General features: G+C 41.6%; 23 protein-coding genes. 4 read left to right on the forward strand and 19 right to left on the reverse strand.

Going from position 1 to position 26,385, the window contains the following annotated elements:
* Positions 1-48: 48 nt before the first annotated feature.
* Together BI350_RS15420 and BI350_RS15425 are read right to left on the reverse strand one after the other, a co-directional pair.
* The gene (locus BI350_RS15420; RefSeq protein ID WP_075528961.1) at positions 49-1,311 is read right to left on the reverse strand and encodes a nucleotide sugar dehydrogenase; all 1,263 of its coding nucleotides are present in this window, start codon (positions 1,309-1,311) and stop codon (positions 49-51) included.
* Between the two features lie 404 nt (positions 1,312-1,715).
* Entirely contained in the window at positions 1,716-2,912 is a 1,197-nt protein-coding gene (locus BI350_RS15425; protein ID WP_075528962.1) for an aminotransferase class I/II-fold pyridoxal phosphate-dependent enzyme, read from the reverse strand.
* A 581-nt stretch (positions 2,913-3,493) separates the two neighbouring features.
* On the opposite strand from BI350_RS15425, the gene BI350_RS15435 reads away from it, so the two are divergent.
* Complete coding sequence (locus BI350_RS15435; RefSeq protein WP_075528964.1) at positions 3,494-6,118, forward strand: cation-translocating P-type ATPase; 2,625 nt, start codon at positions 3,494-3,496, stop codon at positions 6,116-6,118.
* A gap of 65 nt (positions 6,119-6,183) precedes the next feature.
* Here BI350_RS15435 and BI350_RS15440 read toward each other — a convergent pair whose 3' ends face one another.
* The 9 genes from BI350_RS15440 to BI350_RS15480 form a co-directional block, all read right to left on the reverse strand.
* Complete coding sequence (locus tag BI350_RS15440; RefSeq protein ID WP_075528965.1) at positions 6,184-7,089, reverse strand: DMT family transporter; 906 nt, start codon at positions 7,087-7,089, stop codon at positions 6,184-6,186.
* Positions 7,090-7,158: 69 nt separating this feature from the next.
* Positions 7,159-8,604: a sodium/pantothenate symporter gene (gene panF / locus BI350_RS15445; RefSeq protein ID WP_075529412.1), complete on the reverse strand. Its 1,446-nt coding sequence runs from the start codon at positions 8,602-8,604 to the stop codon at positions 7,159-7,161.
* Positions 8,604-8,882: a YhdT family protein gene (locus BI350_RS15450; protein ID WP_075528966.1), complete on the reverse strand. Its 279-nt coding sequence runs from the start codon at positions 8,880-8,882 to the stop codon at positions 8,604-8,606. Before BI350_RS15450 ends, panF begins: the two co-directional genes overlap by 1 nt.
* A gap of 77 nt (positions 8,883-8,959) precedes the next feature.
* Complete coding sequence (locus BI350_RS15455; protein ID WP_211117163.1) at positions 8,960-10,570, reverse strand: gamma-glutamyltransferase family protein; 1,611 nt, start codon at positions 10,568-10,570, stop codon at positions 8,960-8,962.
* Positions 10,567-11,868 carry a uracil/xanthine transporter gene (locus tag BI350_RS15460; protein WP_075528968.1) on the reverse strand — a complete coding sequence of 434 codons (1,302 nt, stop codon included), beginning with the start codon at positions 11,866-11,868 and terminating at the stop codon, positions 10,567-10,569. Before BI350_RS15460 ends, BI350_RS15455 begins: the two co-directional genes overlap by 4 nt.
* A gap of 237 nt (positions 11,869-12,105) precedes the next feature.
* On the reverse strand, positions 12,106-12,708 hold the full coding sequence (locus BI350_RS15465) for a 3'-5' exonuclease (protein WP_075528969.1): 603 nt from the start codon (positions 12,706-12,708) through the stop codon (positions 12,106-12,108).
* Between the two features lie 393 nt (positions 12,709-13,101).
* Positions 13,102-14,403 carry an efflux RND transporter periplasmic adaptor subunit gene (locus BI350_RS15470; RefSeq protein WP_075528970.1) on the reverse strand — a complete coding sequence of 434 codons (1,302 nt, stop codon included), beginning with the start codon at positions 14,401-14,403 and terminating at the stop codon, positions 13,102-13,104.
* Positions 14,396-15,091: a hypothetical protein gene (locus tag BI350_RS15475; protein WP_075528971.1), complete on the reverse strand. Its 696-nt coding sequence runs from the start codon at positions 15,089-15,091 to the stop codon at positions 14,396-14,398. Before BI350_RS15475 ends, BI350_RS15470 begins: the two co-directional genes overlap by 8 nt.
* 501 nt (positions 15,092-15,592) lie before the next feature.
* The gene (locus tag BI350_RS15480) at positions 15,593-16,048 is read right to left on the reverse strand and encodes a transcriptional regulator (protein WP_075528972.1); all 456 of its coding nucleotides are present in this window, start codon (positions 16,046-16,048) and stop codon (positions 15,593-15,595) included.
* 251 nt (positions 16,049-16,299) lie between these two features.
* Between BI350_RS15480 and BI350_RS15485 the strand changes: the two genes are divergently transcribed.
* Both BI350_RS15485 and BI350_RS15490 read left to right on the forward strand, forming a co-directional pair.
* Complete coding sequence (locus BI350_RS15485; RefSeq protein WP_075528973.1) at positions 16,300-17,880, forward strand: hypothetical protein; 1,581 nt, start codon at positions 16,300-16,302, stop codon at positions 17,878-17,880.
* Positions 17,877-20,624 carry a DEAD/DEAH box helicase gene (locus BI350_RS15490; protein ID WP_075528974.1) on the forward strand — a complete coding sequence of 916 codons (2,748 nt, stop codon included), beginning with the start codon at positions 17,877-17,879 and terminating at the stop codon, positions 20,622-20,624. The genes BI350_RS15485 and BI350_RS15490 overlap by 4 nt, the downstream gene beginning before the upstream one ends.
* A gap of 59 nt (positions 20,625-20,683) precedes the next feature.
* On the opposite strand, the gene BI350_RS17115 is transcribed toward BI350_RS15490, so the two are convergent.
* Together BI350_RS17115 and BI350_RS15495 are read right to left on the reverse strand one after the other, a co-directional pair.
* On the reverse strand, positions 20,684-20,842 hold the full coding sequence (locus tag BI350_RS17115; RefSeq protein ID WP_168157276.1) for a hypothetical protein: 159 nt from the start codon (positions 20,840-20,842) through the stop codon (positions 20,684-20,686).
* 268 nt (positions 20,843-21,110) lie between these two features.
* Positions 21,111-21,551: a single-stranded DNA-binding protein gene (locus tag BI350_RS15495; protein WP_075528975.1), complete on the reverse strand. Its 441-nt coding sequence runs from the start codon at positions 21,549-21,551 to the stop codon at positions 21,111-21,113.
* Positions 21,552-22,129: 578 nt separating this feature from the next.
* On the opposite strand from BI350_RS15495, the gene BI350_RS15500 reads away from it, so the two are divergent.
* Complete coding sequence (locus tag BI350_RS15500) at positions 22,130-22,582, forward strand: YwpF family protein (protein WP_075528976.1); 453 nt, start codon at positions 22,130-22,132, stop codon at positions 22,580-22,582.
* Between the two features lie 331 nt (positions 22,583-22,913).
* Here BI350_RS15500 and BI350_RS15505 read toward each other — a convergent pair whose 3' ends face one another.
* The 6 genes from BI350_RS15505 to BI350_RS15530 form a co-directional block, all read right to left on the reverse strand.
* Positions 22,914-23,237, reverse strand: coding sequence for a hypothetical protein (locus tag BI350_RS15505; RefSeq protein WP_075528977.1), 324 nt, complete (start codon positions 23,235-23,237; stop codon positions 22,914-22,916).
* A gap of 103 nt (positions 23,238-23,340) precedes the next feature.
* A complete protein-coding gene (locus BI350_RS15510; protein WP_075528978.1) occupies positions 23,341-23,730 on the reverse strand; it encodes a hypothetical protein in 390 nt (129 codons plus the stop codon).
* 83 nt (positions 23,731-23,813) lie between these two features.
* Entirely contained in the window at positions 23,814-24,257 is a 444-nt protein-coding gene (gene fabZ / locus BI350_RS15515) for a 3-hydroxyacyl-ACP dehydratase FabZ (RefSeq protein WP_075528979.1), read from the reverse strand.
* Positions 24,258-24,284: 27 nt separating this feature from the next.
* On the reverse strand, positions 24,285-24,620 hold the full coding sequence (locus BI350_RS15520; protein ID WP_082295121.1) for a DNA-directed RNA polymerase subunit beta: 336 nt from the start codon (positions 24,618-24,620) through the stop codon (positions 24,285-24,287).
* Between the two features lie 22 nt (positions 24,621-24,642).
* Positions 24,643-25,479: a flagellar hook-basal body protein gene (locus BI350_RS15525; RefSeq protein WP_075528980.1), complete on the reverse strand. Its 837-nt coding sequence runs from the start codon at positions 25,477-25,479 to the stop codon at positions 24,643-24,645.
* A 51-nt stretch (positions 25,480-25,530) separates the two neighbouring features.
* Complete coding sequence (locus BI350_RS15530; RefSeq protein ID WP_075528981.1) at positions 25,531-26,367, reverse strand: flagellar hook-basal body protein; 837 nt, start codon at positions 26,365-26,367, stop codon at positions 25,531-25,533.
* Positions 26,368-26,385 lie beyond the last annotated feature (18 nt).

A 26,385-nucleotide genomic window follows, 5' to 3' on the forward strand; every position in this document is an offset into this window, starting at 1 on the left:
CTAATCGATTGCTCGATTTTTATTATCAGTAAGGGGGCTTGCCCTTGATTACTTCTTGCTGTTCCCAAGAAGATAATGTTCAAATCCTGCAGCTGTCCAGTCTGTTTCCGTCAGGATGTTTTTCGTGTCAAAAATTACTTTATTCGCAACGAGTGAACCAACCTTTTCAGGTGCTAGTTGCTTAAATTGTGTGTGGTCCGTAACAATTACAACAATATTTGCACCTTCTACCGCTTCTTCAAGCGTAAGCTTTTGTGTCGGGTGCTCAATTTCTTTAATGTAAGGATCAAATGATGCAACTGTTAAGCCTAGTTTTTCCATTTCGTCGATAACTGTTAGCGAAGGACTGGTGCGCATATCATCAATATCACCTTTGAATGAAAGGCCAAGTAAAGCAACTTTCGTGCCGTTTCCAATTATTTCTTTCGTTCTGTTCGCGACATATGCTGGCATCCCATCATTCGTATCACGTGAAAGTTTCACGATTTCGGAAAGTTCAGGTGCAAGTTCAACGATAAACCACGGATCGACCGCGATACAATGTCCCCCAACACCTGGACCTGGTTGATGAATATTGACACGTGGATGGAAATTGGCAAATCTAATTGCTTCCCAAATATTTACGTCTAATGTTTCGCCGATTTTTGCTAGTTCATTGGCAAACGCAATATTCACATCACGGTACGTATTTTCCATTACTTTCACAAGTTCTGCAGTCGTTGCATCAGTCGTATGGATTGTACCTTCCACGAATACTTCATATAACTCTTTCGTCATTTGGGCTGATTTTTCATCAATCCCGCCGATAATTCGGTCATTATTCGCTAACTCTTTCAAGATAGCGCCTGGAATCACGCGTTCTGGAGAGTGTGCAACGAATAACTCTTCCCCTAATACTAAGTTTGATTTCCGCAGTTCCGGCAGCATAACATTCTCCACTGTTTTCGGGGGTACAGTAGATTCTAACACTACGAGTGCACCCTTCTTTAAGTAAGGCACAACGGAAGCCGTCGCCTCGCGAACTATCTCAAGATTTGCCGTTTTATCCGGGTTAATTGGCGATGGGACTGCGATCATATAGACATCCGCTTCAACGGGTGTTGTGGAAGCTGTAAAATTCCCTTGATCGATTGCATGTTCTAGACGTTCTTGGAGACCTGTTTCTTCTATATGAACTTGTTTATTTTGAATCATTTCAATTGCTTTTTCATTAACGTCAACGCCATGGACACGCACACCATGATTTGCAAACATAATTGCAGTAGGTAATCCAATATAGCCTAGTCCAATGACACATACTTTTTTATTCATCATAAGCGTCCTTTCATGTAACTCCTAAATTTTACTTAAATTCATCTTTTGATTATAACATAAGTTATTGGTTCAGTTCTATTTCTGATATGATTTTTTTGTGAATGGAATGAACCGCATTTCAATACGATTTTCCATCCTATTAAATGTAGACGTTTAAAGCCATCGTAAGTTTCTTTTCTAATGAAAGTTTTTGATTATTACTAGTATAGACTATCCTGTTGATATACCGTAACGCTATGTGTTTTTCACTTTCTGAACATTAGTGACACTATGTAGGGGTTATTTCATAGTAGAGAAGTATCGATGGATGGAAGTGATTAAGTTAACAACTAGAAATTAAATAATTTTTAAAAGGCAGCAACATTGTTCAGTCAATGTTACTGCCTTTTTGTTTGTTGAATCTATATAAGTGGTGGATCCGGGACCATATGCCTTTCATTCTCCCGCCAATTCGTGATCCACTTTTCCAACCGGTCCATCGCCAGTTCAAGTTGTTCAATACTATTTGCGAACGAAATACGAATATACCCTTCACCAATTGGTGTGAAGGCGCTGCCTGGAACGACACCTACATCAGCTTCTTCGAGTACTTTTAGCGTGAATTGTTCGGACGTCATATTGAACTCTTTAATAGAAGGAAAAATATAAAATGCACCGTTCGGTTTGATGGTTGGCAATCCCATTTTGGTGAGGCGATGATGGACGAGATTTCGACGTTGGATATATTGTTTGTTCATTTCCTTTGGGACTTCGGTACATTCAGTAAGTGCACAAATGGCTCCGTGCTGTGCGGGTTGATTGGCACAAAGGGTGTTGTGGGCATGTGCTTTAAGAACATGTGTCGCCCACTTTTCAGCGGCAAATATAAATCCGAGTCGCCAACCGGTCATCGCATGAGATTTGGAAAGACCATGGATGAGAAAAAGTTTGTCTCTTAGTTCGGGATATTGGGCGAATGAACGATGTGTACCTTCGAATGTATTCTCACTGTATATTTCGTCTGAAACGATGAAGATGTCATGTTTCGAGAGCACTTTGACGAGTGCATCCATCGTGTCGTTTGGGATAACAGCACCGGTTGGATTGGATGGATTATTGAAAACGACGGCTTTCGTTTTCGGTGTGATCAGTGCATCAAGTTTTTGGGGGTCGGGAATGAAGTTCGTTTTTGTCGTATCTAAATGGACGGCCGTTGCACCAGTTAATTTAATAAGTGCATCATAGCCTGTGTAAATCGGTGATGGGATTATGATCTCGTCACCTTCTTCGAGGATCGTACGAAACGTCGCGTCCATTGCGCCGCTCGCCCCCGCCGTCACGATTATTTCAGTTTGAGGATTGTAAGTGAAGCCGTATTTCATTTTGAAGAAATTGCTGGCAGCCACGCGAAGCTCTAGTAGTCCAGCGTTTGTTGTATAACTGGTGTGATTTTTTTGGATGGCATGAATTGCCGCTTCTTTAATTTTCGTTGGTGTTGGAAAATCTGGTTGCCCCACCGTTAAATTTATCGCGTTTGGATAATGATCAAGTAAATTTGAGATTTTACGGATTCCAGATAATTCAATTGCTTCCATGCGGGGATTAATTGAAAATGTCACGTCAAACTCCTCCCATTTGGTTGATGGTAAGACTAGTTCGTTTATTCTAGTCTATTGAATGCAATGTATGATTAGTCGTGCGTGTTGGTGTTTTATTTTTTGTGGGGTTGGGGGCGAAGTTCGGGTGACTGGGAGAGGAATTCGGTAGGGCTAGCGCGGATTTCGAGGGAGCGAGAGCGGAATTCGAGAGCGGGCGAGGAGTTCCAGCAACCGGGAGAGGAATCCGATGGGACGGGGGCGGAATTCCAGCGACAAGGAGTGGAAACCAATTTCAAAAAATTAATTCCACCAAATAATCCTTCTCCTACTTAACGCCGCCCCCATAATCCCCACCACCAACAATCATAGCTAAACACCATTTTCCCTAGCATATAATGCACCGATAAAAACTCGCACACTGACTAGTATCCCGAAAATTCTATGGTATAGTTTCAGTATAAAAGACACCTCGGCGGAATTGCATTGCTCCTCTTTTAGTAGGTGTTTAAACATTTACAGAATAGGTTAGTAAACTAGCATTTCTCTTACCAGATGTAAGGGTAAGCGTGTTCTGCTGAATCAAATATGTTGGAGGTGCCTTGATGAACGATAAACATTTGCTAAAGACAAATATCGAAACCGGCTTATCAACGAAAGAAGCAACTGCCCGATTGCAACAGTATGGACCGAATCAGCTGAAAAAAGCGAAGTCGCGAACTTTGCTACAGCGATTCGTTGCCCAAATTCATAATGTGCTGGTTTATGTATTGATTGGCGCTGCCATTATTTCAGGTATTTTAGGTGAAGTGACGGATGCCATCATTATCGGAATTGTCGTTATCATCAATGCGGTCGTTGGGATGACCCAAGAATCAAAAGCCAACGAAGCACTGAACGCCTTGCGGAAGATGTCCGTACCGAAAGCGCTTGTTTTGCGGGATGGGGTCCCCAAGGAAATTCCTTCTGAACAAGTCGTTCCTGGTGATGTGATCATGCTCGATGCGGGTCGGTACATTCCGTGTGATTTACAATTGGTGGAAACCGTCAATCTAAAAATAGATGAGGCGGCATTAACCGGTGAATCTGTGCCGGTAGAAAAGGATGCCGCTGTTGTGAGCGATGCCGCCATGCCAATCGCTGACCGACGCGACCAAGCGTATATGTCTACGCTCGTTACATACGGACGCGGCATCGGCATTGCCACGTGTACCGGTATGCAGACAGAAATCGGAAAAGTAGCCGCAATGCTTCATCAGGAAGTTGATGAGTTAACGCCACTTCAAAAAAGTTTAGATCGACTCGGAAAAACACTCGGGTTTGTCGCTTTGTTTATCTGTATCCTCATTTTTGGCATCGGTGCGCTGCAAGGCCGTGAATTAATGGATATGTTCTTGTTGGCCATCAGCTTGGCGGTTGCCGCAATCCCTGAAGGCATGCCGGCCATCGTTTCCATCGTGCTCGCAATTGGGGTACAACGCATGATTAAACGGCATGTTATCATTCGAAAACTGCCGGCTGTCGAAACGCTCGGTTCCGTGAGCGTCATCTGTTCGGACAAAACCGGCACATTGACGCAAAACCGCATGGCTGTGATGAAATTCCATACAGATGGTTCACTGCTTGATTTGGAAGAGGCGGATTTAGATAATACCCAGCACCGCCTACTCTTTCAAGCGATGTCATTATGCAATGATGCCACATACTCATCGGAAAACGAGACGGGTGACCCGACGGAAATTGCTTTGTTGCAGGCGAGCGCATCGATTGGTCTGACTCGTGAAAATCAACCTCGTATTGACGAAATCCCTTTCGACTCCAATCGCAAGTTAATGACGACAATTCATCAAACGAATGGCGACATCATTTCTTATACGAAAGGCGCGATTGACCAACTGTTGGATAAATGCACGCATTACCGGATAGCGAATGAAACACGTCCAATGACAGATGCCATCCGTAAAGAGATCCTACATGTAGCTGTAGCGATGTCCCAACAAGCTTTACGTGTTCTTGGCGCAGCCTATCGTACTTACAACGCGCCGCCAAACTTAGCGATTGTTGAAGAGCAGCTCATATACGTCGGACTCGTCGGCATGATCGATCCTCCGCGTGAAGAAGTGAAGGACGCTATCCAAACTACGAAAGTTGCTGGCATCCGAACCGTTATGATCACTGGTGACCATCAAGATACGGCATTCGCCATCGCAAAGGAGCTAGGCATCGCTTCCGACACATCAGAAGTCATCGCAGGAAAACAATTGGATGAATTGAGCGATGCACAATTAAAAGAACTATGTCACCAATTCAACGTTTATGCCCGCGTAACGCCTGAACATAAAGTGCGCATCGTTCAAGCACTGAAAGCAAACGACAACACCGTCTCCATGACAGGCGATGGCGTCAATGATGCGCCATCGTTGAAAGCAGCGGATATCGGTGTTGCCATGGGCATTACAGGAACGGACGTCGCAAAAGGTGCTGCGGATATGGTGCTGACGGATGATAATTTTTCATCCATCGTCAAAGCGGTTGAAGAAGGGCGCACGATTTATCGCAATATCAAAAAGTCCATCGTCTTTCTTCTTTCTTGTAACTTAGGAGAATTAATTGCGCTGTTTATTGCGATGCTATTCGGATGGCCCGTCATCTTGCGCCCGATTCATATTTTATGGATTAACCTGGTAACCGATACGTTCCCTGCTTTATCTCTCGGTGTAGACCCTGAAGAATCGGACGTTATGAACGAAAAACCGCGCGATCGGAAAGAGCATATCTTTGCCCATTCCATTTCATTTTTAGTTTTCAATGGCTTGTTGATTGGACTGATTACGCTAATCGCCTTTGTCATTGGCGTGGCAAGCGCAACGGGGAGCCAGTTTACCTGGTCAATGCTGTCATCGGGCCTTTCAGGAGAAATTCTTATATACGGCCAAACGATGGCGTTTCTCGTTTTGAGTTTTTCCCAATTAGCCCATGCGTTCAACTTGCGCTCCATGAAGGAATCTGTTTTTAAGGCAGGTATTCTAAAGAATAAGTGGCTTGTCTATTCCGTGTTGCTCGGCATTGCACTTCAGTTAGCCATCGTCTCAATCGGCCCTGTTGCTGATCTATTTAGCGTGCAAATGCTCGGCGGTACAGATTGGCTCATCGTTGTTGGACTGAGTGTGTTACCACTATTGATGAATGAATTAATCAAAGCTGTCCGGGTACTTCTAACACGACATTGATGCGCATACAAAAAGGAAGACCTAAACGTAAACTTGACGTTTAGGCCTTCCTTCTAGTTTTTTAATTAAGAAACAGTTCTACTTCGACGTTGCCGCCACATTTCCTCCGCCGCCCCAGACCCAAGCACTACGCCAGCAATAATGAGCACAAAGCCAATTAAATGGCGAGCAGTAATCACTTCACCCAGAAATAGCACCGATCCGAGTAATGCGAACATCGTATTAAAGTTAATAAAGATTGCCGCTTTGGAAGGCCCTACTTCCCCGACCGATTGGTTGTATAACATATGTCCAATGGACGTTCCGACGACTGCACTTGCGGAAAATGCGAGCCAAAAGCTAGTGGGGACTTCAAGAAATACACGCATTTCGCCAGGTTCTTGAAGAAGACTTACGACAATTAGGATCAGGCTACCAATCACTAACATATAAGCTGTCATAAGGCGCGGATCGAGCGTTCTTGCTGCTTTGGCAATAATTAAAAATGACAATACTTGTGTTGCAATCGAAATGAAAACAAACACATCGCCAACAGCTAGCCCCGCCATCCCTCCACCAGCAAGGACAACTGAACTGACACCGCCAAGCCCTAGAATAAAGCCAATCCACTGCATCTTAGAAGGATAATTTCTAAAAATGAGCGCAACAGAAATCGCCGTTAACACGGGACCAGTCCCAAGAATAAGGCTGGCATTTGAACCCGAAGTTCTTTCAAGCCCCATATTGAGGAAATAATGATGACAAACGACGTTCAGAAGTGCGCCGCCAATTATGTATTGCCATTCTTTTTTCGTAGGAAGACGAATTAATTTCAGCGCAGCTAGGATTATAAAAACGACTGCGCCTGCTAGTAATAAACGGAATGCGGTCATCGTAACAGGGCCAACATAAAGTAATAAGTATTTGAGGAGTGGCAAGTTAAATCCCCATACGAACATCGCTAACGTTAAAGTTGCGTAAATTTTCCACATGCACACGCCACCTTTTATTCATATAAGTAAAAAAGAGGCCATCATTACATTCAGATGACCCCTCTCCATTCAAAACCGATAAACTTCCCTCTTCACCGTCAAACTAAACACAACATATGCAACGAGCGACAATAGGATTGGAAACGTCACCGTATGCACGCCAAATAAATTTCCGAACGCTTGGTTATAAAAATGTAAACCGATATACGATAGCATTCCCGTAATCATCGAAGCAATGGCGCCGTATTTATTGCCGTATTTCCAGTAAAGTCCGAGGACAACTGGCCAGATGAAGGCAGCTTCGAGTCCTCCAAATGAAAATAGATTTAAAAATATGAGCAATTCCGGTGGCTTTAAGGCTAACAAAAATACAATAACGCCTAAAATGGCCGTGACACCGAAACTAACAATTTTGATGCGTCTTTCTTCTGCATCAGGTCGAATAAAGTTTATGTAGACGTCCTTTACGATTGCCGAGCTAACAAGTAACAATAAGGAATCGACCGTTGACATAATCGCCGCCATTGGAGCCGCGAGGACAATTCCAGCAAGCCACGCAGGTAACACTTCAAGTGCGACAAGCGGAATGACTTTGTCGCCGATTTCAATGCCCGGCATGACGGGTCTTGCGAAAATGCCGATTAAATGCATGTTCAGCATAATAAAGCCCGTAACAATCGTACCAATCACAAGTGCACGATGCATCGAGCGGGAATTTTTATAACTCATTGCACGAACGGCCATTTGCGGCAACGCAACGACACCCACCCCGACGAGTATCCAAAAGGACGAGACGTATGCGGCAGATAAAGAACCATCAGCACCAAATGGCGTGACAAGACGCGGATTTTCATTCAGCAAATCTTGCATAATTGCCGGAACGCCGCCTCCTGCGATAATTACACCAATCAATAAGACGAGTGTGCCGATGACCATAATGCCCCCTTGCACCGCATCGGTTACCGCTACAGCACGGAATCCGCCAATCACGACGTACACAAGGACAGATATCGCGAAAATAAAGAGCGCTGTCGTATATTGTAGTCCCGTGAGCGATTCAATGAGGCGACCGCCCCCAACCCACTGCGCAGTCATCGCTGAGAATAAAAAGATAATAATGGCAATGGCAGATAAAATCGCGACCGCTGAGCTATTATAACGCACTTTCAAAAAGTCAATCATGGTTACTGCATTGTATCTGCGCGCCAAAATGGCGAACTTTTTCCCAAGAATAAGCAACACGAAATATCCAGTGACGACTTGTGCCATGGCAAGCAATATCCAGCCAAATCCAACTGTATACGCTGTTCCAGGTCCCCCGAGGAAACTCGAGGCACTGCCATATGTGGCAACCATTGTCATCGCAAGAACAAATCCGCCGAGTTCACGTCCGCCTAAAAAGTAGTCACTTAAGAAACTTGTGCCCGGCGTACTCATCCGCTTCGACGAGATTAACCCGATTGCGAAAATCCCGATTAGGAAAATGATGAGTGGAATGATTACACCAATGTTCATCATTCTTCAACCTCCTCGTCGAATGACACTTCGGTTAAGACATACTTTGCGATTACAATGACAAGTGCCGACATGAGGAGAAAACCGACGACGCAACTATAAAAAAACCAATCCGGTAAACCGAATATATATGTGTATGCTTCAACAGGTCTTGACCCAAGTCCATACGCAAAACCAAACCACCAAATAAAGTTAAAGATTGCAAGCCCTACACCAATCCACGCTTCTCTGTGTGCAATCTTGAAGCGGGGGTCTGTTTTAGATGTTTCCGTATTCATCTGGAGAATCGCTCCTTTAATTCCAAACTAGTTAGCCTAGCTTCAACCGCCAGAGGCTTCAGCTTTTCCTAACTATTTTACCATAAAGCAATCGCTCCGTCTGTTCTAGATTCTGTCCCGCCTGATAAGACACCCGTTTCCGGGTCGCGCCAAATAATTTGACCGCGCCCGAATGAACCGGAATCGACGGTTGCTTGAATATCATGTCCGCGTCTAGCAAGCGCTTGTGCCAAATGATTCGGAAATTCCGGTTCAACGAGCACTTTATTGCCCTCCACCCATTGCCAGCGCGGTGCATCGAGGGCTGCTTGTGGATTTAATTGGTAATCAATCGTATTTACCGCCAACTGAAGATGTCCTTGTGGTTGCATAAAACCGCCCATGACGCCGAATGGACCAACTGCTTGTCCATCTTTCGTTAAGAAACCTGGAATAATTGTATTATAAGATCTCTTCCCAGGTTTCAACGCGTTCGGATGCTCTTCATCTAAACTAAAGTCAGCCCCGCGGTTTTGTAGTGCAATGCCCGTTTCTGGAATAACGATGCCTGAACCAAAGCCCATATAGTTTGATTGGATAAACGACACCATATTGCCCTCGCTGTCTGCAGCTGCTAAATAAATTGTGCCGCCTTTTGGCAATTCAAGCGGTTCAGGAATTATGGCATGTTCCTCGATTTTTTGAACGCGCTTTTCCGCATAATCTTTTGAAAGCAATTCACGATAATCAAGCGGCATATCCGCCTGTTCTGTAATAAACGCTTTTCCGTCGATAAACGCGAGCTTCATGGCTTCAATTTGATTGTGTAAAGAGTGTACATCATGCGGAATTGGCGCTGGCAGTTCGGATAAAATATTTAACCCCATTAACGTAATCATCCCTTGGCCATTCGGCGGGATTTCCCAAATGTCGTAGCCGCGATAATTCGTAGAAATCGGTGTCACCCATTCAGGTTTGTAACGTTCCAAATCTGATTTCCTTAAATAGCCGCCGTGCTTTTCCATGAACGCACCAATTTTATCTGCAATTTCACCATGATAAAATGCTTCGGCGTTTGATGCGCCAATGAGACGTAGTATTTCTGCATGTCCTGGTGAACGCCACATTTCTCCAATTTCTGGTGCTCTGCCGTTCGGCGCAAATGTTTCAAACCAAGCATGGAATTCCTCGGAAGTGCCAATCTCTTTAAATCGATTGTATGCGATTTTCCAATACTTCCCTAAAATCGGCGTGAGCGGGTATCCTTCTTCCGCGTAGCGAATTGCAGGTTCTAATGATTTCAGTAGGGGTAATTTCCCGAACTTCTTGGACAGTTCTGCCCATGCAGCCGGAACACCCGGTACGGTAATCGGCGTTAAGCCGTGTGTTGGCATTTTTTCATGGCCCGCTGCCTTTACTTTATCAATTGTCAAAGATTGTGGTGCAGGACCGGATGCGTTTAACCCGTGCAGTTGATTATCCACCCAGACAAGTGCAAATGCATCTCCACCGATTCCGTTAGACGTCGGTTCCACTACAGTTAAGGCCGCCGCTGTCGCAATGGCTGCGTCAATCGCATTCCCGCCCTGTTGCATAATTTCAATCCCCGCTTGAGCAGCAAGCGGTTGCGAAGTCGCGACCATTCCGTTTTTTGCAAATGCTGTATGTCTTTTTGTAAAATATGGATTGTATAAATAGTCCAATGTCATGATCCCCTTTTATGTAAGTAATCTTTATTAATGTGATAAATTAATTCCATCAGCAAAGCCGCAATAATTCCAACAAGCATCCCGTTTGATAAAATTGGCCGAACGAGTTCCGGCAATGTTTGAAACGCAACTGGCGGCAGTGTCATAATCGACAATCCTAGTAACGAAGGCAGTGCGATTCGATAAACTGTTTTCGGTTCGAATGTGAGCCCTTCAATATTTCGAAGTGCCGACCTAAATAATTGTATATAGGCGACGAATAAAACCGTATTGCCTACGCTTTGTGGAATCGTTGAGAAAAAAGCACTAAATGTAGGCACCATCCCGAGTAAAATGAATAAGAGTGACCCGAGAATAAAGGGTGACCGTTCACGAATCCCAGTTGATTGCAAAAATCCTAAAGAAGATGCATACGGCGCGTTCGGAACCAGTCCAATGGCGCCCGTCACGGCTGATAAAGAACCAGTTATGAAAAAAGATGCTTTATATTGTTTGGGTGTCGTTTCTTTTTCAAAAACACCTTCCGCGCCTTTTAATGTAGCAACAGTGTTCGTCGTATTTAATAAACCAGTAATGACGACCGTAATGACGATGCCCCACTCAAACGCAGGCTGCCCCCATGGAAACCACTGAAGAAAAGGCGTCGTTCGAATCGTTTCTGTTGCCTCTTGTGGAAATAATTGAACAGCCAAAACCCAACCAACTGTCATACCGATTAATAAATTCAAACTGCTTATGATGCCTTTCCCTTTGACATGGATGAGGATCGTAAACGCAGCAAGCAAGAATGAAAATATCGTGAGCTTTCCATCAATTGTTTCCCCTGTATTTAAGCCAACCATTCCTTTTAAAAATATGGTAATGAGTTGATTCGCCAGCAGTAATAAAAACACAAACATCACAATCGGCGTGAACCATTTCTTTAACAGCTCGCCCATCCCTAATAGACCGAACAGCGCAACAAGGACCCCGGAAATAATGATACCCACCGAGATACTTCCGCCTACCGTCACTAAATCCAAATTCATTGCACTAGCCGTTCCCGCTAAACTTAAAATCACGCCCCACCATAAACCGGATTGCCCTTCCATCAAGGCCAAACGATGACCGAAAAAGCCTTGCAATAAACAAGCAATCCCCGTAAATATAAACGATCGCTGAATCGCCGAAACGATTTCAATTTGTTCTAATTGAAAAGCGCCACCTATCGAAATCGGGATGACGACCGTATTTGCAAACATAAAAAATAACCACTGAAAACCTGCCAGTACAGTAACCGATGCTGATAATCGCTTCATCTTCCCCCACCCGTTCTTGGTGCTCTTCTATGGTGCCAGTCCCCCAAACAAACATGTTTGTTTGGGCATTCACGACTAATTGATTTAACGTGAATGTTTCAGTATTGTTTCAGTGACTGGCACTAGTTCATTGCAGTAGTTTCATTATACAGAATATTGAACTGTTTAGGGAGTCGAAATGTTATTTTACACAGAAAAAAAGCGTCCTCATTGAAGTAGGACGCTTCATATCTTTTATCATTTATCTATACAAAGTTGATAGATTTTATGAATGGCTTCGCAATTACTAATCATATCTTGTGCCTCGTATTCTTGCTGTAAGTACTCTGTTAATTTCTCAAGCTTTTGATGCGTAAATCCCGAGAGGCTTTTTCTTGCCAATCGTGCTGTGTCAATCACCTTGTACGCTGGAATTTCAACGCCCTCCAAATATTCAATGGCGTATAAAAAATTCATATGCAATGAAGCGTTATGGGTGACAACTGGTAATCCTTCGATAAAATCGATTAGCTCAACTATTTTATCCTCGACTAACGGTGCATCTTCTACCAAGTAGTTTGTAAGATTCGTACGCTTAGTCACATCGGTTGGGATATATCTACGAGGATTAATCAATGTATGATAAACTTCTGTCTTTTTATTATTAATATATTTAATCGCACCGATTTGTATAATTCTATCCGCACCAGGTCTTGGCCCAGTCGTTTCAAAATCTAGTACAATATAATCTTCCGGAATTTGTCTAGCCATTTTATATTTACGGATACCCGCTGACGTACTTCTTACGCTTCGAGTCCGACGTTGGCTTTCTTTTAACAGCTGCTCTGCCGTCAATGCCATGACAGCACCTCCTAGTTGCAAGTCTTACAAGTAGTCTACCCGCTTTCATGGAACTTAGTCCTATTTACAAGACTTTTTTCACTAGTATAAGAATGTATATGAATAACGAAGTAGAAAGATTGGGGCAAACTCCCTATCTTTGAATAGGGCGGAAGGTTCGATGAATTACGCTCCCGGGCACTCGAACTCCTCTCCAACTCAATCGAATTCCCCACAATCCACGAATTCCGCCAAAAGCGTTGTGAACTCCGCGCAACAACTGATGAACTACGCCCAACAATACTCGAACTCCTCTCAACCTCAATCGAATTCCCCCTTAAACCCGCCAAAATAAAAAAGCCACTCAAAATAGGCATGAACCTATTTCGAGCAGCTGCATTTATCTTATTACGATTATTTAATTAACATGGCTTCCAAATAATTTCGCCAACCGTACGTCTTCCATTCCTCTTTCTTCGGCTTATACGTTGGGAAAGATAAGAATATTTGCGGTGCGTAATGGTAATGGCGTAAAGATGGTTCGTGTACAACGACGTCGCCAAGGTTTAGGCCATCTGTAATGACTGTTCGTTCTTTCACGTCAAAAGGAGTCGTTGCCGTAATGGCAGCCGGCCTTCCATTTTCTTCAAGCCTCGTCACAAGTACAGTATCTTTTTCACCTGGACTCGTCCAGTTTTTCCGGATTGATACAGCATCGATTGCTTCATTGACAGTGATCGCCGCATTCAAGTTAGCAGCAAATGGTGTGTTTTCAAGCGACCCATCCGGCAACACACGTACTTCATAATAAGCTAGCGGATTTCTCGCTTCAATATTATCCAGTTCCTTGTACGTCTTAAATAGGTCGTTCTCTTTTGCTGGAACTTTAGAAACGGATAAAATCGTTCCATCCACAGCCTTATCTAACGATTCACCTTGAATTTTAGCTTGCTGACCTTCTTCAACTTTTTGCCATTCCTCGTCCTTCACATAGGTGACTAGTACTTGTTCTTCACTGTAAATATCAACAGCCAATGAAGAACCGTGTCTCATCACTTTGGAAACCGTTCCGGCTACTGGACTAATTAGGGCTGGTCGTGAGTCGTCTTGCGCCAATTGTGCATCGACGACAGCAAGTTGACGCGCAACATCCGTCAATTGCTGATCAATCGCCGCAATTGCTTGCGTATAAGAACCCTCTTGAGTGACGTCCACAACAAATCCCACATTTAAACCGAGTTCAATCGTTGTCTTCCCGTCAACTTCCGTCACATTGTCGTTTCGATCAACGTTGGATGTATTATTTAAGGTTGCATTAGAACGCATTGAATGGAGTTCATCTCTCATATCTTCTAATTCCGACTGTTGTTGAAGCAGTACAGTGCGTTCTGTTTCCCATAAATCTCGCTCCCCGTCTACACGGTCTGTATTTAACAGCGCAAGTTCTTGTCCGACAGTCACGCTGTCTCCTTCCATAATGAGCCATGATTCAACAGCATCTTCATCTTTCACATAAACCGTATGTGTTTCTAACGGCGCAACTAAAGTTTCCTTAAATAACTTTTCATCAAAATCTTTTGTTGTCATACGTTCATATTCATTCACATAGAGTAATTTTGGAATGATGCTTTTTTCGCTATATAATAAATAAAAATTTGTCGCCAAAAAAGCAGTCACTGCAATCGCGATGGCTATGTTAAAAAGCTTCTTATTCATGTCCTGCACCCCCGCCAACAATACTATTAAACAAGCTTTCTATCGGGAGGAGCCCTATACTAGCTGTAAAAATGGCCATAAGAATATGTATAGCAATCAATGTAAATAATAAGCGTCCCTTTTTAGAAATGTCAGTCGCCGTACGAATATAGGTATACTGGTAGCCAATAATCATTGCTGTTGTAAGCGTTAATTGATTAAAAAAGAAAATACTGAATGGAAGTTCCAAGAATGTTGCTGCCAATGGACCAAATGATAGAAAGGAGACATTCGTTGCCGTTCCAGTCATATAGAAAACAAGAAAGACTAACGCTTTTTCAATAAGCAATAAGCTTGTCATCAAAAGTTGCATCGGTAACAATTTTTTAAAAGGTATGCCGATAATAAAGCTCAAAACATAAGCTACGCCAAACAAATGAAATGCTACGTATAAAAGAGACCAAAACATTGAGCCGAAAAGTGACGCATATCGTGCCAAAGTATAATCAGCCGTCGACATCGTTGTCATCAAAGGAGTTAAACTTTCCGTATTGACTCCCCACAAACTACGCAGGCTAAAAAGCATCATGCTTGCGATAAAGACAAGAATGACTCGTTTCCAGAACCCTCTCATTGTTGAATTTTCCAATTCAAATGCTAATCGACGCGGGTTCGTTAAAAAATGTCGAAATGTAAAATTAAAGAACATAACTCTAATCCCTTCCTAGCATCCTATTTATCAATTATTAAATACGTCCCTCTATTTTAACAAACTATTACTACGTTGTAACGCTTAAGCTGCTAATAACTTTAGATAACTATAAATAGGAAGCACTCACTACCTGTTTAGATTCCTGATTATTTGACCAACCTATCCATACAAATAATTTCCCAAGACTTCACTTTCTATATTTCCCGGGAAATCGACAAAGGGGCGAACTCTTATGAAAGACGATGAAACATACAGACTCAACTGGAAAGATGTACTTTTTGGATTGACAGGTTCTACTATTTTCATTGTTTTATTGCAGTTTTTCATTAGTATCTAGTAGCTTTACTCGCACACTCGTAGCGACCAAGACGAGTATGTCTTCATGCAGTTAGCAATCGCTTGGCCCTAAGCGCCACATCAGGGCTTAATAATATCCTAGTACAACAAAAAAACACCTATCGGCTAATTCATGCGATAGGTGTTTTTATAATCCGCTATTCAAATTTCTTGCATTCCTTCCGTGAGTTTATGGAATAATGATAAATCGTCCGTTTCTAGTGCATAGTCAATCATCCGAATTCGGTTCTCATTTTCTAAGGTAGTTATGAGATGATCAGACTCAATGATGACTTCTTCGGGCACATTCGTATCTTTGTTTGGATTTATACGCCCCTCTAACATGGTATTTAAGTGTTTATGCAAGTCAGAGATAAGCAATAACTGATACAGAGGCAAACGAAGGAATCGACTACCTCGTTGGAATACGAAAATTTCACCGAGATTTTCTACTTGTAAGCTTTTTAAATTAATGACAATTTCTTTTCCTTCTGTCGGAACAAATTGAAATACTTCCCCTCCTTTAATAATCGAAAAATACTGGTAAGCGAACACTAACCGTAACCGAAAATCTTCTTGTTTGGTGAAAAATGGCGTCATCCTTTGAACTGAAAGCATTTAATCCCTCCTCAATACGAAGATTCTGATTATTACTACCATTCTATCACATTAGCCCGTAAAATGTGAATATTTTTTTACACTGATTAGCTAAAATTTTATATGCTGGCTTCATGTAGCGATGTTCCTTGTACTACTACCATTTAGTGAACATGTTCTACTCAGGGAAAAATGAATTAGAATTAATTATTTTCGTAATGCCGCCAAAAGCGGTATACTAAAAGGAATGCTTTTTTAAGGAGTGTGAGCATGTGCACATGACCGTAGAACGAGTTTCTTATATGCATGAAAATGAACTAATGGAATTCATGAATGACATTAAGCATTCATTGCGCCCGAACATAAATGAGGAAGCGCAAGTTGTTCAAACGGCCATCACCCTAGTTCGTCGCGGGGCCGCTGATTCCTATTTATATGATTCCGCTAATCGGATTGTGATTGCAAAGATACAGGGCGTTGATGAATTTACAGTGCGTTTATCATTCGATAAAAAAGATGTAGACTGTTCCTGTAATCGACCCAATTGGTGTGCCCACCGCGTAGCCGTTATTTTTCATTTGTATTTACAAGGTCATTCTTTAACAGATTGGACGGGTGAATGGAGACGTATGGAAACAGAGCAAATGGTATTAAAGGTGGCTGACCGGACGCCAAGGGCTTGGAACGAAACACTTTCACAACTGATGAATCCGATTCGTATTATCGGGTTCAATGAGAATCCAGCGGTCTTTATTCATAAGTTTTCATTAATTGAACAAAAGGCTTCACCGCTTTATCCCTTTGAATGGGAATGGAAACCACTTTTTGACATTTACTATAGATTGCATGCACTTGAGGCGGCATGGCCGTATATTTACTATCACCTTGGTGAAAATGCGAATTCTTTTTCTTACGGAAAGTGGTACGTGAAAAATTGGTTAACTGAACAGTTCGGGAAAATCGATGATGCTGTTTCGTCAATTTCCTCTAAACCACGACTATTTGAAACGGATCCATTTTACGATGAACTTAAAAAAATGGTACGTTCTTTAACAATTGAACAACCGGGACTGTATGATGAACGTTTCCGCTTATACCGGACATTTTGGCAACATTTATTTTCTCAAAAGTCGATGCGTGAAGAAGAACAAACGATCCTTGAAAAATCGGATTCACAGACCATTTATCCTTTACTAGCTTTTTTCTATATTATCGAAGGACAGTATGACAAATTAGAAAAGATCAATGAGTTTGTGACGCATGACAATTTCCCAGAGTGGCTTCCTCTAGCGGATGTCGCTGATTATGAGGATGATGTGGATGCCTTAGCGATTATCATGCAAGCACTGTTACCGTTTATTCGTGATTATTTAATACAATCCGTCACGCGTTCACAGCGTGCGAATTTCGTCAGAAGAATTGACGGTTTGCTAGAAGCGGCTCACTTTCCTGAAGATGTACGTGAAAAAATGTTTTCTTATTACGGTGAAACTGGCGTTGACGTATACACTGATTTCCTCGTGGAACGCGAGCGTTTTGAAGAGTGGGCAGCGTTAATGCATAGATACCGCGTTCCTTATGAAATCGCGGAAGCTGGCGGTTTAAACCTTGCTTTACAAAAGAATCCAGCAGCAATTCTTCCGCTTCTTCACTTATATGCAATGAATTTTATTGAAGAACGCAATCGACAAAGTTATCGAAGAGCCGTCAATGTATTTAGGAAAATGAAAGCTGGTTCTAAAAAGTCTGGTAAACACGACTTTTGGAATCAATATATCGACAAAGTTCGAGAAAAGAATCGTCGCCTTCGTGCACTGATAGAAGAAATGGAGAAAGGGAACTTAAACTTATGACCGAACAATTTACATTGGAAAAGCATTTGCAACTATCCATTGAACGAGTAGATACCGACACTTTTATTGTTCGTGCGAATGATGAGAATGGACATTCAGTCTCTCCAAGTGAACTTGTGTCCTATCTTTTCTTCAACGATGAGCAAACATTTTTTGGACTTCTTACTGAAACAACTGAGGATCATCTAATTTTAAAAGCAGACCAACTGCTTCAGTCTTTTCCTGAAAGCCATCCGTATGTAAAATATACGGGTTTAACTGAAGATGACACTAAACAATTACATGCAGTACGTGAAGCGGCTGATGGATGGAGAAAACCAGAATTATGGAAGCATGCTAAAGCCGATGAGCATGGCATTCACTTTGATACGGAAAAACTTGATGTATCAACTGATGCAGCCCAAGTTTTACAATCGGCCGTCTATAGTAAACTTGCTAACGCCATGATTCGTCCAGAACAATTAACCTTTCTCCTTCCCCATATTCAGAAGTACGGGTGGCCTGGAGAATCTCAAACGACAATTCCAGTTCGTACCGCTTTAAGATTAACAGAGCCAGAAGAAGAATCTGATTCGACCGAATGGCTTCTTGAAACAATTGTTATTAATGAACGAGGACGTCACTGGACACCTGCGATTCGCAAAAAACATTTACCGATTGCAGAAGCGTTAACCGAACGGTGGAAACCTTACGCTACGGAAATTTTGAAAAGACAATCTGAAATGCTATCGTTTCTGCAATCTTTACAACCTGAGCGGCAAGACCAATTTCTATCAATACCGATGGCGGATGCTGAAGTCCGTATTTTCCTTCAGGAAGATTTGCCACTTCTTCAATCATTCGGCTATCCGGTTATTTTACCAGCTTGGTTAAAATCAATTACGGAATCTAAAATGCGCGTCCGGACAAATGCAAGTGTCCAATCTTATCAATCTGCTACAGGATTAGACGAAGTACTTGCTTTCGATTGGAGTTTTTCACTCGGTGGAAATGAAATTGACCAACAAAGTTTCCAACGACTTGTGGATGAGAATCGTGAATATATTCGTTCGGGTGACGAATGGTTCCATATTGACCCAGTTTGGTTACAAAAAATCCGTGACTTAATGGAACGCGCTGACGCGGGCGAATGGACCGTAAAAGACTTGTTATTTCAAGAAATCCCTGAAGAAATTGCACCTTTAGCGAACGACGATGAGGAGTTGGAATCCGATCCGCTTCTAGAGTTTTCCATGCAAAAGTCATTACGTACCTATATGGAAACTTTAGCTGAGAAGAAAGGGCTTCCGTCTGCTGGAATTCCTGCCGAGCTGAACGCAACGTTACGTCCCTATCAAGAAGACGGTTATAACTGGCTTGTCTTTATGCGTGACAATCATTTCGGTGCATGTTTAGCGGATGACATGGGGCTCGGAAAAACCGTACAACTCATCACTTACTTATTAAATGTGCATAATCGTCCTGAAACGACTGGCCCATCTTTGATAGTCTGTCCTACCAGTGTTCTTGGGAATTGGCAAAAAGAACTTGAACGATTTGCGCCATCTTTATCAGTCCATTTGCATTACGGCCCCTCACGTGAAAAAGATGAAGCGTTTACGACGCTCATTCAATCTGAAAAACCAGATGTTATTTTAACAACATACGGGACGGCATCACAAGACGGAGAGATGCTAGCGGAAACTGAATTTACAGCGATTACTTTAGATGAAGCGCAAAACATTAAAAATATGCAAACGAAACAATCGCGAGCAATTCGTAAATTACATGGTCAACATCATATTGCTTTAACAGGAACCCCCATCGAAAACCGTCTTTCAGAACTATGGGCAATCTTTGATTTTATTCATAGGGGTTATTTTGGTAATTTCCGTACATTTACGGATCAGTTTATTATTCCGATAGAACGCGATGATTCTGAAAGAGACAAAAGGAAATTGCGTGCTAAAATTCGACCGTTTCTATTAAGACGTACAAAAAGTGATCCTGATTTGCTACTCAATTTACCGAAAAAACTTGAACAAAATGAGTATACTCCTCTCACTACAGAACAAGCTGCCTTATATGAAAGCTTTTTAGATGAAACTAAATTCAAATTGCAAACACTAACTGGTTTCGAAAAGAAAGGCCTTGTGTTAACGATGCTCAATCGATTAAAACAATTGTGTAATCATCCAGCATTATTTTTAAAAGAACCGAATCGCCCTGCTTCAGAGATGGTCGCACGTTCCGAAAAATTAAAGAGTATCGTCTCTATGTCTTCTAATATTGCGGCAAATGGTGAACAATGTATTATTTTCACGCAATACATCGGAATGGGTAGATTGATTCAACATTGTCTTTCTGAACTGCATGACATTGACGCACCGTTTTTAACTGGTAGCATGCCTAAAACACAACGTGACGGCCTCGTAGATGAATTTCAAAAAGGGAGCTTTCCTATTTTCATCTTATCATTACGGGCTGGTGGAACTGGATTGAATTTAACGGCCGCAAACCACGTTCTTCACGCTGATCGTTGGTGGAACCCTGCAGTTGAAAATCAAGCGACAGACCGTGCTTACCGTATTGGACAAACGAAATTTGTCCATGTCCATAAGTTTGTGACAATCGGTACAATTGAAGAAAAAATCGATAAAATGTTGGAAGAAAAAGCCGCACTTTCAGCTGATCTAATTTTGTCCAATCAGTGGTTAGCGGATCTTTCTGATAATGAACTTGACGATTTATTGTCATTTGGCTAAGTATAATCTCAAAGAAGTCTTCTTCTTTGGGATTTTTTATTACACGTTGGCATTACTTATTATCTAACCTTTTCAAATGAACGGTGCATTTTTAAATACATTCTACTTTTTTCAACTTCCTCTAACTCTTTAAGTCTTTCATTTAAATTCGCTACCATTCGGATTAACTCACTAATTTGCAATTCCATTCTAAGAACTTCTTTGTTAATACGGTGCATATCTATCGACACTCCTTTTTATTACCGCTTCCACGACACTTAAAAGCAGAAGCAGTCTCCACTTCTAAGTGTCATTTGCGGTTTTCTTCTTAGATAATTGGCTGGTCAGCTTCCCCAAACTGACCATTGTTTTCCCTGCAGCGTAGCATTTTTCCACAAAATTAATTTTAAAAAGTCCCTTTTAATTCTCAATTGATAATTTCCTAACGCTATTTTTTTGTCGATATTGCCGCCGGTGTGTTAACCGACAAACCTCCTCCTTTTCCGATTACATAATCGGTAAATCATTGCTTTCTCTTTTCGGTAACTGAAAATGCGCTTCCTCTGTTGACTGTGCTGCTTGTACTTTTTCAAACACTGTAGGTTCAGCATACAGTTCTTCTGTTTCCCTGCTCTTGGTCGCGATAAATTGTACTTTATCGCCAATCACTTCCGTCACGTAGACACGACTTTGATCTTCGCGTTCATATGACCTGGATTGAATTCGACCGGTTACACTAATCAGTGAACCTTTCCCACAATGTTTTGCAGTGTTCTCCGCTAAATTCCCCCATAACGAACAAAGAATAAAGTCAGCTTCAATCTCTCCTCTCGTATTTTTAAAGGTACGATTTACTGCCAGTACAAAACTCGTCTGAACTCTTCCTCTTGCAATCTCGCGGAGTATCGGATCTTTTGTAATGCGTCCCACCAGTGCAACTTGATTCAATCGCCTACCTCCCTTCTCGTTGAAAGTAAGCTTATCTTATCCCATGGCGCAATATTTCGACAATGTCAGATTAGTGAATTTCGAGTCATATTTTGTAATGAATTTTAAGTTTTCTACCGGACCAAATTATTTATTTTGCTAATAACTTTGATATTCCCCGTTTCTTTACGGATTTCTGCGATATAACCGATAATACTAATTTGGTTGATTTAAAAATATTTTTTCTATCCTAAACAGAAGTACAGTTTCAAGTAGATTTGCACCCGATTTTCGAAAGGGAAAACCTTCACTTACACGAGTCAATTTCATAAGTTAGGTGCGTTTATATAATTTTATATATTAGGAATCTCTGTTGATTGGAGTGCAGAGCGAAAGCCGTTACGTAGAACGGCTTTTTGCGAGTAAAAGCGAAGCGTTATGAGCAGGGATATCTATCGCTCACCGCACGCCTCGCGGAAAGCATCCGCTCGGAACGGAAATCAACATGGTTTATTTGGCGTTTTAATAAACGGAATACTAAAATACTTTTCTTTTACCGGTATGGTATACTCAAACTAAATTTAAGGGGGATGGTTCAATTGAAAACATTTAAAATGATTTCTATTAGCATTTTTCATGAAGGAAAATTCCATGACTACCCACTCATTGATGGCATCATTATTAACCAAGAAAATAGTCATCGAATGTGGATTCTTGAAATGTTTATCGAAGGGAAGTATAAAAGTTTTTTTGAAGCCAAAATGCGCGAGGATGAACTAATTGAAACAAAAGTCGTCATTTCTTATCCGGAAAATGAGCCAGCAGCTTTTCGTGTAGCGATTATGAACGTAAAGCAAATTGGTGATAATATTTCTGTTCTAATGAAAGGTCGCCTAAAACGAGCTCGTTCACAATACGCAGAACAGCTTTTAGAACAACTGATAGATGAAGGAATGAGTGGCCAAGAGCTCCTTGAAAAATTTGAATCAGATATGCGTTCTCGCCCCCGTTTGAAAAAAGACCGACCGAATGAAGAATTAACAAAAGAGTAAAACGCACAACAGATCATTTGTGGATGGTCTGTTTTTTTATTTATCTAAAAAAATACCCACAGAATTAATTAACAATTCTAAGTTATCCATAAGTCATTAACATTATCCACAACTTATCCACACATGGTTATCATTTACCCACATTTACTTTGTTTTTATAAACATTTTTCTCGACAGTTATCAACGATTAGGAATTATTTCATTTCTTCCGGTTAAAAATGCCTGATAGTAAACGGTGACATCTACTTAAAAAAGTGTAGACAAAGTCGACAAAAGACTTTATCTACACTTTAACCGTTTTACACGGTTTGTCGCGGCTTGCGGTCAGCGGTTATTGGTTATTGTTGTTATTGTTGTTATTGTTGTTACCGTTTTCATCTCTGAACATGTTATCATTGTTATTGTTATTGTTCAGTCGATCGTCATTTATAACGCCGCCGTTATCACGATTATTGTTATCGATGCCATCTAAATCTGAACCACCACGACGATCATCTTGTACGTCTGGCGTCCAATTTTGATCACGGTTGTTTAAGTTGTCTTGCATCGGTGTCTCGTTGTTATTAGGAAGCGCACCGTTATTCCCACCGTTATTCGTACAAGCACCTAAAGCTAATCCCGACATAAGAATGAACGGTATTGCTTTTTTCAACATGAAAAATTCCCTCCTTTCCACAAGCCGACTATCACACATAGTTGCATGATACTAACTAGGTTGCTCGAAAAGTTGGGAACTATCCGTAAATCCTGTTGTTATTTTATTGCATTTCTAAACGTTTTTTTAATAAACGTTCCACATATGAAGCTTCCGCTTTACAATCATACGTATAATGCGTATTCAGTTTTTCTTGCATGATTTGAATCCTTGCAATTTGTTCATCCGTAGGCGGATCTTCAAGAATTCGATTCATAACCTCGTTAATTCGTGTGGCAAGCTGTTCATGAAATTCAGGATTTGCTTTTATAGTATCCGAGATTTCAGAGTACCAAAGGGCTCTTGTTGTAATATATTCTCTCCAACTTGAGATAAAATCTTCTATCCTAAACTTCGATTCACTCCACCCAATACTTTCCATATATTGTTCGAAGGTTTGTGTAATCGACCTTGTGATACTGCTTTTTAAGTTGGGAGAAAGATCATTATACATCTTTTCCTTAACCTCCTACCGTAAAAGCGCGATAATCATTACAAAATCCACGCTTTATTCTAGTTTTGCCTTTGATGTGAACCTTATTCACTTGCTGGACTCACAGGACCTAGCGCAAACATAATTTCAGTTTCACAAACGAGTTCGCCATCTACTGTAGCTTTGGCTTGTCCTTTCCCCATTGGTCCACGTAGTCGAGTAATTTCTACTTCCAAGCGAAGTGTATCTCCAGGTGTTACTTGCTTTTTAAATCGACATTTGTCAATGCCTGTAAAAAACGCAAGACGGCCTTTATTTTCTTCTTTTTGTAATAAAGCAACTGCTCCAACCTGTGCTAATGCCTCCACAATGAGTACACCAGGCATAACTGGGTATCCTGGGAAGTGACCGTTGAAAAACTCTTCATTTATCGTAACATTTTTTAAACCGACTGCTCTTTTTCCTTCTTCAACTTCAAGAATTCTGTCAATCATTAAAAAAGGATAACGATGCGGTAAAATTGCTTGAATTTGCTCTGCTGTTAGCATGTTCTTCCTCCTGCTCGTTATGTATCTTTATTCTATACCTTTAATAATATCTGTAATATGCGTCCATGTTGCCTTTTTGAAAACATCACCTGGAGCACCATCGCCTATGACGCTATACCCCATATAGAGTCCAATTGACGCAACGACTACAAGCAATAAGAGAACGAGAATAATTCGTAACCAAATCGGAATTAACCGAATTTGAACCCATCTCACGTTTTTCTCATTACTTTCTTGCTTTTCATCTCGCTTTTTTTTCTTTAATTTTAGGCGTTCTATACGTGATCCAAATTTCGATTTCTGCTTTTCTTGCGTAGCTTCAACATTTTTAGCTACTACATCTTGCTTGTTTTCTTCATTCATTGTTCAATACTCCCTATGAAGCTTATCGGATGCCGTTAATAAGACCAAGCATTTGATCAGCTAGCGTGACAGCACGCGCATTAAATTGATAATTTCGCTGAACATTGATAAGATCTGTCATTTCTTTTTCATAATGAACGTTAGACGTTTCGAGGACCCCGTTTTGTAAACCAATAAGATTTCTATCAGCGCCTTGGAGGTTCGTGAAAACATCATCCTCTGTTACGCCTAATTCCGCCAAATTTCGCGGTAAGCCAATATAAGTTCCTGAAAGATGTTCCATTAAGTTAGGGCGTTCAATGACAGTGATACCTAGCTCGATTCTAGTTACAGTGCCATCGTTACCTGTCACTTCTAGTATGCCACCCGGTTGAACATGATAATCAGCAACATCATCATTAAATAGGATCGGCATACCTTGTGCATTTGCAATCGGATTGCCATCGTCATTCACTAACATCAACTGCCCACCTTCAATCGGTGTGATGTAAAAGGAACCTTGTCGTGTATAAACAGTTTCCTCTCCACCTTCTGTCGGCATAATGACATTAAAATACTGTTTTGGTGTCGTCAAGGCGAAGTCTAACTGCCGTTCGGTCGATTGCAGTGACCCCATTTTCCAATTCATTTGCGTTTGCGCAATTTTCGCTCCAGTGCCGTAACGAATACCTACCGGCGATTGCCGCGGTGCACGGTCAGCTTTGTCGTTTGTAAATTGTTCGTATAACAATTCCTGAAAGCTTGCTTGGCTTGCTTTAAACCCATGCGTCGAAGAGTTTGCAAGGTTATTTCCAATAATATCAAATTGATGCTGGAGTTGATTCATCGTATTCGTTGCTGTAATCATCGTCCGTATCATTAACTTACATTCTCCTTATTTCGCGTAAATGCTTGAATCAAAAGCATTTATTTATACGCGTCCAACTTCATTTACTGCTTTTTCCATACTACGATCATACGCTTGCAAAACTTTTTGATTCGCTTCAAAGGCACGGTAAGCAGTGAGCAAATCCGTCATGGTACGACCGGCATCGACGTTAGACCTTTCTACAAATCCTTGTTGAATGGAATATGTCGCATTGGGTATCGTATTCACTGCAACTAAGTTTTCACCGGTTTCCGTCACGAATAAACCGTCTCCCTGCTTCATCAGCGCATCAGGTCTGGCCGCGAATGAAATACCGAGTGTCGCAACATCATTATCATCTTCCATAATAACACCAGATTCGGTAACACGAAAGTCATCACCTTGAAGCGCTATGCGGTTGCCCTCCGAATCCAGCACGTAATATCCCGAAGAAGACGTTAAAAATCCATTTGCATCAAGGGCAAAGTTTCCGTTTCGCGTATAGTATGTCCCACCCGCATCATTTTCCAACGTAAAGAAAACTGCACCTTGAATGCCAGTTTCTTCATCTACTGGCAAGAATCCATCAACGAGTGCAACGTCTGTTGTTAATTCCGTTTCTTGCAGTTGGCCTTGAATAAACAATGGCATTGTTTCTTTCATATATACCCCTGTTGAAAGTGGTCCAAACGTTGCAATCCCTTTCATATTGAACCCATTTTCTGATGGGATGTGGGTTGATTGCACACTAGACATTAACATTTCAGGAAAAGAGCGGATTGAAGACTGTTCCGCCTTAAAACCTGGCGTATTTACATTTGCCATATTGTTCGTTAACATTTCTGTTTTGCGTTGTTGGGCAAGCATTCCAGATGCAACTGTATAGAAACCGCGAAACATAATTTCAACTCCATTTTG

Origin of the sequence: Sporosarcina ureilytica, from assembly GCF_001753205.1 — a bacterium.
GTDB classification, from domain to species: Bacteria; Bacillota; Bacilli; order Bacillales_A; family Planococcaceae; genus Sporosarcina; species Sporosarcina ureilytica.

Excerpts from the sequence above, each read along its gene's own strand:
- BI350_RS15420 (WP_075528961.1), bottom strand. The coding sequence starts at position 1,311 with ATGAATAAAAAAGTATGTGTCATTGGACTAGGCTATATTGGATTACCT.
- BI350_RS15435 (WP_075528964.1), top strand. The coding sequence starts at position 3,494 with ATGAACGATAAACATTTGCTAAAGACAAATATCGAAACCGGCTTATCA.
- BI350_RS15440 (WP_075528965.1), bottom strand. The coding sequence starts at position 7,089 with ATGTGGAAAATTTACGCAACTTTAACGTTAGCGATGTTCGTATGGGGA.
- panF (WP_075529412.1), bottom strand. The coding sequence starts at position 8,604 with ATGAACATTGGTGTAATCATTCCACTCATCATTTTCCTAATCGGGATT.
- BI350_RS15450 (WP_075528966.1), bottom strand. The coding sequence starts at position 8,882 with ATGAATACGGAAACATCTAAAACAGACCCCCGCTTCAAGATTGCACAC.
- BI350_RS15455 (WP_211117163.1), bottom strand. The coding sequence starts at position 10,570 with ATGACATTGGACTATTTATACAATCCATATTTTACAAAAAGACATACA.
- BI350_RS15460 (WP_075528968.1), bottom strand. The coding sequence starts at position 11,868 with ATGAAGCGATTATCAGCATCGGTTACTGTACTGGCAGGTTTTCAGTGG.
- BI350_RS15465 (WP_075528969.1), bottom strand. The coding sequence starts at position 12,708 with ATGGCATTGACGGCAGAGCAGCTGTTAAAAGAAAGCCAACGTCGGACT.
- BI350_RS15470 (WP_075528970.1), bottom strand. The coding sequence starts at position 14,403 with ATGAATAAGAAGCTTTTTAACATAGCCATCGCGATTGCAGTGACTGCT.
- BI350_RS15475 (WP_075528971.1), bottom strand. The coding sequence starts at position 15,091 with ATGTTCTTTAATTTTACATTTCGACATTTTTTAACGAACCCGCGTCGA.
- BI350_RS15480 (WP_075528972.1), bottom strand. The coding sequence starts at position 16,048 with ATGCTTTCAGTTCAAAGGATGACGCCATTTTTCACCAAACAAGAAGAT.
- BI350_RS15490 (WP_075528974.1), top strand. The coding sequence starts at position 17,877 with ATGACCGAACAATTTACATTGGAAAAGCATTTGCAACTATCCATTGAA.
- BI350_RS17115 (WP_168157276.1), bottom strand. The coding sequence starts at position 20,842 with ATGCACCGTATTAACAAAGAAGTTCTTAGAATGGAATTGCAAATTAGT.
- BI350_RS15505 (WP_075528977.1), bottom strand. The coding sequence starts at position 23,237 with ATGTTGAAAAAAGCAATACCGTTCATTCTTATGTCGGGATTAGCTTTA.
- BI350_RS15510 (WP_075528978.1), bottom strand. The coding sequence starts at position 23,730 with ATGTATAATGATCTTTCTCCCAACTTAAAAAGCAGTATCACAAGGTCG.
- fabZ (WP_075528979.1), bottom strand. The coding sequence starts at position 24,257 with ATGCTAACAGCAGAGCAAATTCAAGCAATTTTACCGCATCGTTATCCT.
- BI350_RS15520 (WP_082295121.1), bottom strand. The coding sequence starts at position 24,620 with ATGAATGAAGAAAACAAGCAAGATGTAGTAGCTAAAAATGTTGAAGCT.
- BI350_RS15525 (WP_075528980.1), bottom strand. The coding sequence starts at position 25,479 with ATGATACGGACGATGATTACAGCAACGAATACGATGAATCAACTCCAG.
- BI350_RS15530 (WP_075528981.1), bottom strand. The coding sequence starts at position 26,367 with ATGTTTCGCGGTTTCTATACAGTTGCATCTGGAATGCTTGCCCAACAA.